Origin of the sequence: Amycolatopsis sp. NPDC051373 (assembly GCF_040689465.1) — a bacterium.
Lineage (GTDB): Bacteria > Actinomycetota > Actinomycetes > Mycobacteriales > Pseudonocardiaceae > Amycolatopsis.
Window position 1 is genome coordinate 148,561 of sequence record NZ_JBFBAE010000017.1, and the last position, 13,657, is coordinate 162,217.

The window sequence follows — 13,657 nt, forward strand, 5'->3', positions numbered from 1 at the left end:
CGGGCGGGCCGGGTAGTCGCGCCCGTCCGGGGCCGTGGTGACGACGTCGGCCTCGACGTGCCGCCCCACGGCCCGGTACTCGACCCGCAGCTGCCGCCACCCGGGCGGCACGGCCGAGGCGCACGCGTGGCCGATCCGCTGGACGAGGTCCTGCTGCTGGGCCGGGCTCAGGGATACCGGCGGTTGGCTCAATGCGTCTCCCCGCGGTGAGGTCAGTTGCCGGCGGCGGCGAGCCGCTCGCGGAACCAGTCGGGCATGAACTCCTCGGCGCGGGGAAACCGCTCCTGCTCGATCGCGAACTGCTCCGCGGCCGGGTACGGGTCGAAGTCCGGCTCGTTGCGCCAGTTGTACTGGATCGTGAACCGGCTCGGCGGCTCGATGCCGAAGCGCGCGGAGAACCACGTCCCCTCGCCCTCGGTGTACATCCCGCCGCGCAGGCGCTGGAACATCTTCCACACGTCAACCGGCGGGTCCCACGGGCGGAACGTGCCACTGGGGTCCTTGACCCCGACCGCGACGTCGACGTTGCGGCCGACCATGCGGTAGTCGATCATCACCTGCTGCCAGCCCGGCGGCAGGGCTTCGACCACGGCCGTGGTGATCTCACCCAGCAGCTCGTTCTGCTGGATCGGGTCCAGCTCCGGCCACTTGAACGGCATCGGTCGTGTCCTCCTGATCGTTCGGACTTTTCGGGCGGGCCCATCATGGCACGGGCCCCGCGGTCACTCCTGGGCCCGCAGGCGGTCCTGCTCGCCGCCCTCGTCGAGCAGCTTCCGCAGCCACGCCGGCACGTGCTCGTCGTCGCGCGGGTACGCCTCCAGATCACGCGTGAACGCGCTGGGGTGCAAGGGCGGCCACCAGTTCGGGTCGAGGTCGAGGTCGTAGGTGAACTCCGGCGACGAATCGGGGCGCAGGACGACCTTCGCGGAGAACCACGTGCCACGGCCGGGTTCGTACATCTGGTCGCGCAGCGCGCGGAACGCGGTTTTGACGGGCGCGGGCAGCTCCATCGAGCCGGGGGAGCCGTCGCGCATCCGCACCTGCAGCGCGAAGTCGTTGGCCACCACGGTCGCCGACACCGTGAGCGCGATCTCCGCCCACCCGGGCGGCGCGGCGTTCCCCAGCGCCGTCGCGATTTCAGCGGGAACGGGATCGGTCACTGTACTGCCTGTTCTTTCCGAAGTTGATGTCCGCGGGGTTGTTCGGGAACTCGCGCTCCTTGGTCACGCGCGAGATTTCGACGGGTTTCCCGTTTTCCAGGACGAGGTGCCCGCCGGCGTCGGTCTTGTAGACCACTTCCTGCCAGCGCATCGTGACGCTCTCCGGCACGCCGTTGCTCTCGCCGTGCATGGCCACCTGGTAGTTCTGGATGTCCTGGCCTTCGGTGTTCGCGAACTTGCCGAGCTCTGTCTCCTGGTTGCGCCACGAAGCCTCGTGGATCCAGCCGTCGCGGTAGTTGCCGCTGTTGGACGCCGCCATCTGCGGGTGCATGTTGACGTACTCACCCGGGCCGCCCATCTCGTTGGCCGCGAGGTGACCGCCCGCCCAGCGCACCTTCTCGTACTTGTCGCCGTATTCGGGGTGGTCGGCGAACGCCTCCTTGCCCTCGCCGCCGGAGCGGTTCTGCGAGTTGGTGTCGCGGAAGGTGTCGTTGCGGCCGTCGAAGCTCGGGTCGCCCGTCATCGCGTCGGGCTTGCCGTTCTCGCCGATGTGGAACGTCCACGACTTGTCCGCGTCGTGGAAGTTCGGCACGCGGTACTGCGCGCCCGGGATCAGCGGGTAGCGCAGGTCGGGGTTGTGGTTGGGCGAGGAGGTGCCGGGCGTGGCCTCGACGTGCGTGACGTGGCCGTCGGCGTCGGTGTAGAACCGTGTGCTGGCACCGTTTTCGTAGGACACGTGGTACTCGGCGTGGCCCGCCAGCGGACGCTCGCCGTGCAGCGTCTGCGGCACGCCGTCCGGGTCCGGGTCGGCGTTGCTGGTCCGCGCGGGTACGTCGTCGATGTCGCGCGGCGAGTCGATGTCCGGGTGGCCGTCGCGGTGGCGCGGGCCGGCGAACTCGGAGTCGTCGGGCCGGTCCCAGTCCACGAACCGCCGGTCGAACTCCGGCGAGTCCGGGTTGTACGTGCGGGTCGCCGGAGGAAGGTCGAACTCCTCCTCGGGGATGTCCGCGGCGTCGTCGTCTCCCCGGGCGTGGGCGCTTTCGGCGTCGACGTCGTGCGGGTCGTGGTGGTGCGACTCGGGCGCGAATCCGTCCTGGCCGGCGTGGTGCGACGTGCCGTCCGGGTGGTGCACGGACCACTCGCCGTCCGGTGGGATCCGCGGCCGCATCCGGCCGTCCGGCCCGATCTCGTAGTCGGACGAGAAGACCCGGCCGTTCGAGTCGGTCCAGGCCGGTTTGGTCGGGGCCATGACGTCGGTGTCGAGCTCGCGCGAGAGCCGGTTGGCGAAGTCGTTGGAGCCGGCGTCGCAGCCGATCAGGCGGATGGGACGGCCGTCGTAGTCCGCGTTGTGGCGCAGGACGTCGGCGAACTCCTCCGGCGTGTAGTGCCGGTCGCCGATGCGCGCGTGCCCGTCTGCTGTCACGTGCACGTCGACGGTGTAGCGCCCGTCCGGATCCGGCTGCACGCGGTGGGGGAGGTCGCCCAGGTCCGTGTCACCGCGGTGGTACGAGCTGCCCGCCGGCGTGCTTTCGGAGTGGTGCTGGTTGACCTCGTCCGGCGTCAGCGGTTCGTCGTCGTGGTGGTGCGGTCCGCCGTCGTGATCGGGCGTGTCGTGGTGATCGGCTGGGCCGTGGTGATCGGGATTGTCGTGATCGGGCGTGTCGTGGTGGTCGGGTGAGCCGTCGGTGTCGTGGTGAGGTGCCCTGTCGTCCGGCTCGTTGTGATGGGGAGCGCGGTCGTTCGGCTCCCCGTGGTGCGGGATCCCGTCGCCCGGCTTGCCGCCGGGCGTCCGATGTGGACTGTCGGCCTCCGGGCGGGTCGCGGCCGGCGAGCCGCCACGCGCGATGGGCTCCGGCGTGTCGCTCGGCCGCCGCGGTCCGCCCGCAGCCGGGTCGCCCGGGCGGCGCGAGCCATCGGGGCCCTGGGGTGAGCGCGTGTTCGGGTCGCTCGGGCGGCGCGGTGAACCCGAGTCGGGTCGTCGCGACGAGGGCTCAGGACCCTCACCGGGCCGCCGTGACCAGGGCCCGCGATCGGGGCCGGTGCGAGGACCTGAGGGTTCCGGAGTGCGCGCGCCCGGGCTGCCCGGCGTGCCCGTCCAGCCACCGCCGCTGCCGGGCCGAGCTGCCGGTGTGCCACCGGGGACACCGCCCGAGGGCGAACCCGCCGGAGCGCCACCACCCTGCGGCGGCATCCCACCGGCGACGGGCTGATTCGGCGTGGCGGAGCCCGACGGGCTTCCGCCATCACCGGTGCGCGGAGCGGGCGCGCTGGGCGCCGGCTCGTCGACCTTCGGCGGCGCGTAGCCCGACGCCGAGGTCGAGCTGTCTCCCGAGCTTTGATGCGCGGACGGCGAGCTGCTCCCGGAAGAGCCGCCGCCCGAGTGGGCCGGTGCGCCGCCTCCGGACCCGCCGGTGCTGTGGGGTGCGGAGCCGCCGGACGGCGAGCTGCCGGCGTGTGACGAGCTCGGCGCGTCACCGGTGTGGGCGCTCGGCGCGTCGCCCGTGTGCGAGGGCGCGGAACTGCCGCCACCGGACGGCGAAGAGCTGCCCGCGTGGCTCGGCGAGCTCGGCGAAGAACCGGCGTGACTTGGCGACTCGCCACCGGACGGACCGCTGGTGCTGTGCGGCGCAGAGGTGCTGGAGGAAGGGGAATCGCCGCTGAACGTCGACGCCGAGTTGTCGCCGCCGGCCCCGCCCGTGTCGCCGTCGTGGGTGCCGTTGCCCGTGCTGCGGCGCGACGAGTCACCGGAAGAACCGTCCCTTGTGGAGGGACCGCCACCGTCGGGGCTCGACGACGCGGAGTCACCGTCACCGGAGTGCGAGCTGCCGGAATCCGAGCCGTCGGCGTCCGAGCCATCGGATTGCGAGTCGCCGGAATCAGAGTCGCTGGACCGCGAGCTGCCGGAGTCCGGATCACCGGAGTGGGAACTGTCGGCGTCCGAGTCCCCCGAATGCGAACTGTCCGAGCCATCCGGGCTGTCCGAACCCTCGCCGCTGGGCGAGTCCCCGTCACCGTCGGAACCGCTGTGGTGCGAACCGCCACCTGAGCCGCCACCGCCCGTGCGGTGCGCGAACCCGCCGGCCTTGATGTTCTTCGTGCTGATCACGTCGAGGCCCGTGACCTTGCCGGCCAGCTTGCCCAGGATCTTGATGATCTTCGTGAAGACGTCGGCCAGCTTGCCCAGCAGCGGCGACACCCGGCGCATCGTGTCGCACAGCTTGGTCAGCAGGCCGCTGATCTTCTCGCCCCACTTGGAGATCGCCGTGACGGCCTGCGCGACAACCAGCGGCGTGCCGAAGCCGAGGGAGAAGACCTCCTCCATCACCCACGAGATCAGCTTGCCCACCAGGTCGGCGATCAGCTGCCGCACGGTCTCCCGCACGAACGACACGACCTGGCCCATGATCATCGTGACGGTGCCGATCGCGCTCGCCACCGTGGCGGCTCCGCCGAGGGCCTCCGCGCACTCCGCTGCGCCCTTGCGGTACGCGTCGGCCGCGTCGCCCGTCCAATCCGCGGTGCCGGTCTTGACCGCGTTGGTGTAGTCGGCCTGCCTGTCCTGCAACGATTTCGCGACGTTGCCCCAGGTGTCCGCATAGGACTGGATCACGGGCGGGTTGCCCGCCACCGAGTCGAGCATGTGCTTCAGCGGCTGCACGTGCTCCATGAGGAACGACGCCACCGACGACATCAGGTAGCCGAACGGGTCGATCGCCGCGCCCGCGATCTCTCCCGCGAGGCTCAGCACCCCGAGGCCGCCCGAGACCCAGTCGCCGTCCTTGATGCCGTTGAACGCGTCCATCGCCGACTCGGCCACGCCGATGCCCGTGGCGTAGCCGTAGTCGCCGTTGCCCGCAGTGAGCGGCCCGGGGCCGTCCCCGTCCTGCTTCGCCTGGACGACGAGCGGGTTGCCGTCGGCCATCAGTCGGGGACCTTCGTGGAAGCGATGGCGTCGGTCGTGCCCGTTTCGTAGGTCTGGTACGCCTGTGCGGCATTGCGGACCTTCTGCGCCTGCGCGTCCATCGCCGTCACGGTGTTCTGCAACGCGTTGATGCCGAACTCCTCCACCGGGTCGAGCATGGCCCGGAACGGCTGGCAGAGGATGCCGTACGCGTCGGTGGGCATGCTGACCTGGTTCGCGGCGTCGACGGCCTGCCGCAGCCCGTCGCTGATCCCGTCGAGCTGGCCCGCGTGTGCCTCGAGGTCGCTGCCGACCTCGTATCCCTTAGGTGCCATGGTGTTCATCCCCCAGGATGGCTGTGTAAAACCGGAATCAAGACAGGATCGAGCCGCCGAAATCGTCGTCATCGTCGGACGTCTCGGCCCGGCGACGACGCGGTGGTGGCGGAGGCGGCGCCTGCTGCCGCGGCGGTGCGGCCGGCGGCGGGGGAGGCGGGTCGGAATCCTCGGGTCCGAACCGGTGCACCGGTGCCGGCGGCGGAGGTGGCTCTTCCGGCGGCGGCGCGGGGAACGTGCTCTTCGCGTCTTCCACGAGCTTGTCGCCGGTGGCGTCGCTGCCCAGCGTTTCGCTCGCGACCTGTTGCAGCAGCTCGGGAATCCGCGCCTGCGCCTTCTGCACGAGCCGCATCACCTGTGCCGACACCTCGGCCATCCGCTTGCCGCCGGCGGACTCAGAGATCACCAGGTTCTTCAGCAGTCCCTTGGCATCCACGGTCACCGTGACCGAGCCGTCCTTCGCCCGCTCGGTCACGGTCTGGCCCTGCATGCGGTCGGCCATCGCCTGGTAGCGCGCAGCCGTCTCCTGCAGCTGCCGGGTCCACCCGTCCACCATCCGCTGACTGGCGTCGACGCCGTCCGACATCGGGCCCCCGTTCCTCTCGAGCCGACTTCCCCACAGTGATATCCCCACAGTGACGGATCCGGTCCGCCCCAGGTTCCGGTGCCGTCCGAATTGATCCGATCGGCCCAGTTTGCCATCCGGGTCAACCGGTCTCTCCGGCACCTGAATCGACTGTACGTGCTCGCACCGACACAAAACGTGGCAAGCGGCCCGCCCGCGACGTTTTGTCGCGAACGGGCCGCTCGCACCACTCAATCCTTGACAAGCGCGCCGATCGAGGGTTTCCTGTGGCGCTGCAAGGGCGTCAGAGATTGCCCCGGCGCTCCTGCTCCCGCTCGATCGCCTCGAACAGCGCCTTGAAGTTCCCCTTCCCGAAGCCCAGCGAACCGTGCCGCTCGATGAGCTCGTAGAACACCGTGGGCCGGTCGCCGATCGGCTTCGTGAAGATCTGCAGCAGGTACCCGTCCTCGTCGCGGTCGACCAGAACCTTGTGCTCCTGCAACGTTTCGATCGACACGCGCACCTCGCCGATCCGCGCGCGCAGCTCCGGGTCCTCGTAGTACGAGTCAGGGGTGTCGAGGAATTCGACGCCCGCGGCCCGCATCGCGGTGATCGTCGCGATGATGTCGTTGGTGGCCAACGCGATGTGCTGGCAGCCGGCGCCCTCGTAGAACTCGAGGTACTCATCGATCTGCGACTTCTTCTTCGCCACAGCGGGTTCGTTGAGCGGGAACTTCACGCGGTGGTTGCCGTTGGACACGACCTTGCTCATCAGCGCCGAGTAGTCGGTGGCGATGTCGTCGCCGACGAACTCCGCCATGTTCACGAAGCCCATCACGCGGTGGTACCAATCGACCCAGTAGTCCATCTTGCCGAGCTCGACGTTGCCCACACAGTGATCCACTGCCTGGAACAGCCGCTTCGGCGCACCTTCAGGCCGCGTCACCGTGCTCTCGCGCGCCTCGAAGCCGGGCAGGTACACGCCGTCGTAGCGCGACCGGTCGATCAGCGAGTGGCGGGTTTCGCCGTACGTCGCGATCGCGGCCATCCGCACGGTGCCGTGCTCGTCGGAGACGTCGTGCGGCTCCTCGAGGATCGTCGCGCCCTGCGCGCGAGCGTGCTCCACGCATTTGTCCACGTCGGTCGTCTCCAGCGCGAGGTCGCTCACGCCGTCGCCGTGGCGGCGGTGGTGGTCGAGCAGCGGTGAGTCCGGCCGCACGCCGCCGGTGATCACGAACCGCGCCGAGCCGGACTTGAGTACGAACGCCTTGCGGTCGAAGCGGCCCGTCTCCGGCCCGGAGTACGCGACGAGCTGCATGCCGAACGCGACCTGGTAGAACCACGCGGTCTGCGTCGCGTTGCCGGCGACGAAAACCACCGCGTCGAGAGCCTTGACCGGGAACGGGTCGTTGGTGGCGTCGTGCTCGACGAGCCCCACGAGCTGACGGAGCTGGTCGAAGCTGACGTCGTCGAGTGCGCCCTGCGGATCCATGGTGTGGGTCATGCCCTGAAGCATGGGTCCGCCACGGCAAGATGAGCAACGGTCACCGAATTTGCTGGACAATCTGCTCAGCGGCAAGCCGTAAGCTGCGGTCAACATGGACAACCTGCGCAGGGAGGAAACCGTGCTCGACGAGCTCGACGCCCGGCTGTTGCTGCTGCTCACCGACTCGCCGCGCCTCGGCGTACTGGAGTGCGCGCGCCGCCTCGGCGTCGCGCGCGGCACCGTGCAAGCGCGCCTGGACCGGCTCACCGAACGCGGCATCCTCGGCGGTTTTCCGCCCGAGCTCGACCTCGCCGCGATGGGCTACGGGCTCACCGCGTTCGCCGTGCTCGAGATCGCGCAGGGCCGCCGTGGCAGCGTCGCCGAGGCGCTTGCCGCCATCGAGGAGGTGTGCGAGGTGCACGCCACCACCGGGCAGGGCGACCTGTTCGTCCGCTTGGTCGCGCGTGACAACGACGACCTGCAGCGCGTGATCGACGAGGTGGTCGGCGTGGACGGGGTGCTGCGCACGTCGACGTCGATCGCGCTGTCCACGCCGGTGCCGCCGCGTGTGCGTCCGCTGCTGGAACGCACCGCGCGCGGTTAGAACGCCTCGAGAGCGTGAGCCAGGTACCGCTTCGCCGAACGCTGCACGACCTCGTGCCCGTCGCTGCGCACGATCCGGTCCCACCACGCGCCGTAGATCGCGTCGAACGCGTAGGGCTCCAGCAGCTCGGCCGCGCGGCGCACCACGCTCGGGCGCTCGGGGATCAGGTTCGGGTAGCTGTACATGAAAGCGACGTGGGTGCGGTCGGGGATGACCTGCACGATGTCGCCCGACAGCAGCGCCCCGCGGCCCTCTTCTCCGGCCGGCCAGTGCAGCACCGTGCCGCCGGTGAAGTGCACGCCGAGGTTGATCAGTCGCAGGTCGTCGGCCACGTCGAGCGTGGTGCCCGACCAGAGCCGGATCGACGGATCGGGCCGCCCGATCCACTCCTGGTCGGCTTCGTGCAGGTAGATCGGCGCGTCGAACGCCTGGGCCCACTCGACCATCGTCGAGTAGTAGTGCGGGTGGCTGATCGCGATGCCGGTGATGCCGCCGAGGTCGTTGACCTGCCGCACCAGCTCGTCGTCGAGGTAGGCGGCGCAGTCCCAGAGGAAGTTGCCGGATTCGGCCCGTACGAGCAGTGCCCGCTGGCCGATCGCGAAACCGGGTTCGGAACCGATGCCGATCACGCCCGGCCCCTGCTCCTCGACGCGTGGGCGATACTCGCCACTCGATCGCAGCGTCGCGAGGTCGGTCCACGCCTGGCCGGTGAGCGGGACGTACTGGCGTTCGTCCTCGCAGATCGGGCAGTCGTCACGGGGCTCGGAGTACTGCATCGCGCAAGTGCGGCACATCGGTTCGGTGCTCATCGTGGCCTCCCAGTGGTGTTCAGGAGCCACGCTAGTCGCGTACCCGGCTCACGCGAGCCGGGTACGCGAAGACCGCGGTGGGTCAGGCCTCGCTGTAGGGCACTGCCTTGACCAGCGTGACCTGCTGCGTACGGCCGTTGGGCAGCTCGTACTCGCGCGACTCGCCTTCCTTGGCGCCGAGCAGGGCCTTGCCCAGCGGCGACTCCGGGGAGTACACGTCGAGCGCGCCCTCGGCGCCCTCTTCGCGGGTGGCGAGGAGGAACTTCTCCTCATCGTCGTCGCCCGCGTATTTCACGGTGAGGACCTTGCCCGGACCGGCGGTGCCGTCGTCCGCGGGGGCCTCGCCGACCTTCGCCGAACGCAGGAGTTCCTGCAAGTGGCGGATGCGCGCCTCGGCCTGGCCCTGCTCTTCGCGCGCCGCGTGGTAGCCGCCGTTTTCCTTGAGGTCTCCCTCTTCGCGGCTGTCGTTGATGCGCGCAGCGATGACCGGACGATTCTCGATCATTTCGTCGAGCTCGTGCTTGAGCCTGTCGTAGGCATCCTGGGTCAGCCAGGTCACCTTGTCGCTCACGGTCACCATCTCCTCGTCGGGCCTGCCAGGCTTGGGTGTTCAAGCCGGCCTCCGCACGGGCTCACTGCGCCCGCACGGCTGGGATAAAGGAAAAACACGGCCCGCCTCGGGCCGTGCTGGTGTGTCAGCTTATCACGGCACGCTGCAGCGACGCCGGTCCATTCCACGTCGCGCGGACACTCGCCGCGCATTTCACCCCGTTGGCCGCTATGGGGTTGACATGTAACGTGGTATGGAGTACGAGCAACCGTACACGTCGGCCGTCACCGGTTCCCCGATGCTCTTCACGACTGTGCTCACTCGGCTGTGGCCGGCCCCGGCGGGAACCAGCACCTCTCTCCGGCCGCTCTCGGAGCCGGACCTGTCCTGCACCCGCACAACGCACACCCCGGCCTTGTCGGGGTCGTCACGCGTGACGTTGATGGTGATCTCCATCGCGTTGCCCGGGCGGGGTTCGAACGCCACGCGCTCGGCGTCGATCGACGTCTGGCCGAGGTTGACGTAGGCGATCCACGCCACGCCGAAGCTCGCGACCACGGCGACCGCACCGAAAACCCGGCGCTTCCAGCGCTTCGACCCGGTCTTGGCGGGCGAGCCGTACCGGTCCGCGGGCGGCGCCGGGCGGGCGTCTCCCTCGGCGGTTGCGGTCTCTCCGGTCTGCAAGTCCGGGCCTCCGGTCGTTCTTGTCGTACCCGTGGGGACAATGGGTGGAGCCCGACTGGGGGCACCACCTGTCGTCGAGTATCCGCGAGCCGTTCCGGTGGCGTGGAGCCGGGGCAGGGTACGACGGAATAACGGACCACGAAAGGGTCGTTCGGAACATGGTGCGAGCTGACGAGCTGACGACGAGCGACCGTATCTCGAACCTGCGTCTCATGGCGGTGCACGCGCACCCCGACGACGAGTCGAGCAAGGGTGCCGCCACGATGGCCAAGTACGTGGCCGAGGGCCACGAGGTCATGGTCGTGACGTGCACGGGCGGTGAGGCGGGCAGCATCCTCAACCCCGCCATGGACCGCCCCGAGGTGCTGGCCAACATGACCGAGATCCGCCGCGATGAGATGGCGCGGGCCGCGAAGATCCTGGGGGTGCAGCACCGCTGGCTCGGCTTCGTCGACTCGGGGCTGCCCGAGGGTGACCCGCTGCCGCCGGTGCCCGAGGGTTCGTTCGCCGTGGTGCCGCTGGAGGAGTCCACCGAGGCGCTGGTGAGCGTGGTGCGGGAGTTCCGCCCTCACGTGCTGATCACCTACGACGAGAACGGCGGGTACCCCCACCCGGACCACATCCGCACCCACGAGGTGTCGATGGCGGCCTTCGACGCGGCGGGCGACCCGAACCGCTTCCCGGACGCCGGTGACCCGTGGCAGCCGCTCAAGCTCTACTACGTGCACGGCTTCTCCAAGGCCCGGATGACCGCCTTCGACACCGCGCTCAAGGCGGCCGGTCTGCCCTCGCCGTACGAGGAGTGGCTCAAGTCCTGGGACCCCGACCGGGCCGACATCATGGAGCGGGTGACCACTCGGATCGAGTGCGGTGAATACTTCGAGGTGCGCGACGAGGCGCTGAAGGCGCACGCCACGCAGATCGACCCGACCAGCCGCTGGTTCGCGGTCCCGCTCGAGATCCAGCGCGAGACGTGGCCGACCGAGGAGTACGAGCTGAACCGCTCCCTGGTGGACAGCACGCTGCCGGAGGATGATCTGTTCGCCGGCATCAAGGAGAAGGTGAGTCCATGAGTTTCGGTGTGCCGGCCGTCGCGGTCGCCCCGCTGACGGCGTCGGCCCTGTTCCTGGCCCAGCAGCCCGACAGCGGCGACAACGGCGGTCAGGGTGAGGACTTCGGCAAGTCGTCGCCCGTCGGCTTCCTCGTGCTGATCCTGTTCCTGATCGCGGTCGCGTTCCTCATCCGGTCGATGAGTAAGCACCTGAAGAAGGTGCCGGCGAGCTTCGACAAGGAAGAGCCGTCCTCGGATGCTTCGGGCGAAACGCCGGAGTCGGACGGCGCGGGCGAACGGGCCGAGGTGAAGGCCGCCGAGCCGGCCGACCCGGCGCGGGCCAAGTCCGACTGACCTCGCCCGCCGGGCGGGTTCGCCGACGCGCCTGACTCGCCTCGGCGAGCGCCATGTCACCCTGGAGGCATGGCGAACCGACTGGCGGACGCGACCAGCCCGTACCTCCTGCAGCACGCGGGCAACCCTGTCGACTGGCGTGAGTGGGGGCCCGAAGCGCTGGCGGAGGCGCGGCAGCGCAATGTGCCGATCCTGCTGTCGGTCGGCTACGCGGCGTGCCACTGGTGTCACGTGATGGCCCACGAGTCCTTCGAAGACGAGGGCACCGCGGCGCTGATGAACGCGCACTTCGTGAACATCAAGGTCGACCGCGAGGAGCGGCCGGACATCGACGCGGTGTACATGTCCGCCACCCAGGCCATGACCGGCCAGGGCGGCTGGCCGATGACCTGTTTCCTCACGCCCGAGGGCGAGCCGTTCCACTGCGGCACCTACTACCCGCCGACGCCGCGGCCGGGCATCCCGTCGTTCGGGCAGCTGCTCGTGGCCGTCTCGGAGGCGTGGGCCGAGCGTCCCGAAGACCTGCGCGAGGGCGCGCAGCGGCTGATCGGGCACCTCACCGAGCAGAGCGGGCCGTTGCAGGCTTCGGCGGTGGACGCCGGCGTGCTGGCCGGCGCCGTCGAGAAGCTCGCGGCCGAGGTAGACCCCGTTCACGGCGGGTTCGGCGGCGCGCCGAAGTTCCCGCCGTCGATGGTGCTGGAGTTCCTGCTGCGCCACCACGAGCGCACAGGCTCGGCCGAAGCGTTGGTGCTCGCTTCGTCGACCGCGGAGGCCATGGCTCGCGGCGGCATCCACGACCAGCTCGCCGGCGGCTTCGCGCGGTACTCCGTGGACGCCGAGTGGATCGTGCCGCACTTCGAGAAGATGTTGTACGACAACGCTTTGCTGCTCCGCGTTTACGCCCATTTGGCGCGGCGGGGGTCTTCATTCGCTCTGGGTGTCGCCGAGGGGATCGTCCGGTTCCTGGAGGCGGATCTGCTGACCGCGGGGGGCGGCTTCGCGGCGTCACTGGACGCGGACACCGACGGCGTCGAGGGACTCACCTACGTCTGGACGCCCGCCGAGCTGCGCGAAGTGCTCGGGGACGAGGACGGCGTGTGGGCGGCTTCGGTGTTTTCGGTGACGGAGTCCGGGACGTTCGAAAAGGGCTCGTCGACGCTGCAGCTGCCGGGTGCGCCGGAGTCTGCCGACCGGTTCGAGCACGTCCGCCAGACGCTGCTGGCCGCGCGGGCTTCGCGGCCGCAGCCGGCGCGCGACGACAAAGTGGTGGCCGCGTGGAACGGCCTCGCCATCACCGCGCTCGCCGAGGGGGGTGTCGCGTTGGAGCGTCCACAGTGGATCGAGCTGGCGCGTGGGGCGGCGTCGCTGCTGCTTTCCACTCACCTCGTGGACGGCCGATTGCGGCGCAGCTCGCGAGACGGCGTGGTCGGCGTGCCGGCGGGCGTCCTCGAGGACTACGCGTGCCTGGCCGACGGGCTGCTCGCGCTGCACCAGGCCACGGGGGAGCCGCGGTGGCTGGAGGAGGCCTCGCGGCTGCTGGACCTGGCGTTGACGCACTTCGCTTCGGACGCCGTGGGCGCGTATCACGACACCGCGGACGACGCGGAAACGTTGGTACAGCGGCCATCCGACCCCACGGACAACGCGAGCCCTTCGGGGGCTTCAGCGTTGGCGGGCGCGTTGCTGACGGCCTCGGCGTTGGCCGGGTTCGAGCAGGCCGCGCGGTATCGTGACGCGGCCGATGCGGCGTTGCAGCGCGCCGGCCTGCTCGTGGATCGGGCGCCGCGCTTCGCCGGGCACTGGCTTTCGGTGGCTGAAGCGGCGCAGTCGGGGCCGGTGCAGGTGGCCGTCGTGGGGGAGGCGCGAGCGGAGTTGGTCGCGGCGGCCGCGCGGCAGATCCACGGCGGCGGCGTGGTGCTGGGCGGCGCTCCGGATGCGCCCGGCGTGCCGCTGCTGGCGGACCGTCCGCTGGTGGACGGCGCTGCGGCGGCGTACGTCTGCCGCGGTTATGTCTGCGATCGCCCGGTGACCTCGGCGGAGGACCTGCTGGCGCAGCTCTGAGTTCCGCCCCTGGTGAACAGTGCCCTGTCTGACGTGTATTCGGCGTAGCTTGAGTAGCGAGGTAATCATGTAATCGCCGAGGCGAACATGTACACGC

Annotated in this window: 13 protein-coding genes; 4 read left to right on the forward strand and 9 right to left on the reverse strand. The window is 70.0% G+C overall.

The window, feature by feature from the left end:
• Positions 1-212: 212 nt before the first annotated feature.
• The 6 genes from AB0383_RS29800 to hppD form a co-directional block, all read right to left on the reverse strand.
• Positions 213-659: a hypothetical protein gene (locus AB0383_RS29800; protein WP_364172271.1), complete on the reverse strand. Its 447-nt coding sequence runs from the start codon at positions 657-659 to the stop codon at positions 213-215.
• 63 nt (positions 660-722) lie between these two features.
• Positions 723-1,160 (reverse strand): hypothetical protein, encoded by a 438-nt coding sequence (locus AB0383_RS29805; protein ID WP_364172269.1) that lies wholly within the window; start codon positions 1,158-1,160, stop codon positions 723-725.
• Positions 1,138-5,082: a hypothetical protein gene (locus tag AB0383_RS29810; RefSeq protein ID WP_364172267.1), complete on the reverse strand. Its 3,945-nt coding sequence runs from the start codon at positions 5,080-5,082 to the stop codon at positions 1,138-1,140. The genes AB0383_RS29805 and AB0383_RS29810 overlap by 23 nt, the downstream gene beginning before the upstream one ends.
• The gene (locus AB0383_RS29815) at positions 5,082-5,396 is read right to left on the reverse strand and encodes a type VII secretion target (protein WP_220244127.1); all 315 of its coding nucleotides are present in this window, start codon (positions 5,394-5,396) and stop codon (positions 5,082-5,084) included. The genes AB0383_RS29810 and AB0383_RS29815 overlap by 1 nt, the downstream gene beginning before the upstream one ends.
• Before the next feature lie 37 nt (positions 5,397-5,433).
• Positions 5,434-5,982 (reverse strand): YbaB/EbfC family nucleoid-associated protein, encoded by a 549-nt coding sequence (locus AB0383_RS29820; RefSeq protein WP_364172265.1) that lies wholly within the window; start codon positions 5,980-5,982, stop codon positions 5,434-5,436.
• A gap of 283 nt (positions 5,983-6,265) precedes the next feature.
• The gene (gene hppD / locus AB0383_RS29825) at positions 6,266-7,465 is read right to left on the reverse strand and encodes a 4-hydroxyphenylpyruvate dioxygenase (protein ID WP_364172263.1); all 1,200 of its coding nucleotides are present in this window, start codon (positions 7,463-7,465) and stop codon (positions 6,266-6,268) included.
• 94 nt (positions 7,466-7,559) lie between these two features.
• On the opposite strand from hppD, the gene AB0383_RS29830 reads away from it, so the two are divergent.
• The gene (locus tag AB0383_RS29830; RefSeq protein ID WP_364172261.1) at positions 7,560-8,051 is read left to right on the forward strand and encodes an Lrp/AsnC family transcriptional regulator; all 492 of its coding nucleotides are present in this window, start codon (positions 7,560-7,562) and stop codon (positions 8,049-8,051) included.
• Here AB0383_RS29830 and AB0383_RS29835 read toward each other — a convergent pair.
• From AB0383_RS29835 to AB0383_RS29845, 3 genes are all read right to left on the reverse strand, one after another.
• Positions 8,048-8,860, reverse strand: coding sequence for an MBL fold metallo-hydrolase (locus tag AB0383_RS29835; protein ID WP_364172259.1), 813 nt, complete (start codon positions 8,858-8,860; stop codon positions 8,048-8,050). The genes AB0383_RS29830 and AB0383_RS29835 overlap by 4 nt on opposite strands.
• Before the next feature lie 82 nt (positions 8,861-8,942).
• Positions 8,943-9,440, reverse strand: a complete 498-nt coding sequence (gene greA / locus AB0383_RS29840) for a transcription elongation factor GreA (RefSeq protein WP_354864320.1) — start codon at positions 9,438-9,440, stop codon at positions 8,943-8,945.
• Between the two features lie 198 nt (positions 9,441-9,638).
• The gene (locus AB0383_RS29845) at positions 9,639-10,094 is read right to left on the reverse strand and encodes a DUF4307 domain-containing protein (RefSeq protein ID WP_364172257.1); all 456 of its coding nucleotides are present in this window, start codon (positions 10,092-10,094) and stop codon (positions 9,639-9,641) included.
• A 158-nt stretch (positions 10,095-10,252) separates the two neighbouring features.
• Between AB0383_RS29845 and mca the strand changes: the two genes are divergently transcribed.
• The 3 genes from mca to AB0383_RS29860 all read left to right on the forward strand — a co-directional run bounded on the left by mca (position 10,253) and on the right by AB0383_RS29860 (position 13,560).
• Entirely contained in the window at positions 10,253-11,167 is a 915-nt protein-coding gene (gene mca / locus AB0383_RS29850; RefSeq protein WP_364172256.1) for a mycothiol conjugate amidase Mca, read from the forward strand.
• Positions 11,164-11,499 carry a hypothetical protein gene (locus tag AB0383_RS29855; protein ID WP_364172254.1) on the forward strand — a complete coding sequence of 112 codons (336 nt, stop codon included), beginning with the start codon at positions 11,164-11,166 and terminating at the stop codon, positions 11,497-11,499. The genes mca and AB0383_RS29855 overlap by 4 nt, the downstream gene beginning before the upstream one ends.
• A gap of 69 nt (positions 11,500-11,568) precedes the next feature.
• The gene (locus tag AB0383_RS29860; RefSeq protein ID WP_364172252.1) at positions 11,569-13,560 is read left to right on the forward strand and encodes a thioredoxin domain-containing protein; all 1,992 of its coding nucleotides are present in this window, start codon (positions 11,569-11,571) and stop codon (positions 13,558-13,560) included.
• Positions 13,561-13,657: the final 97 nt, after the last annotated feature.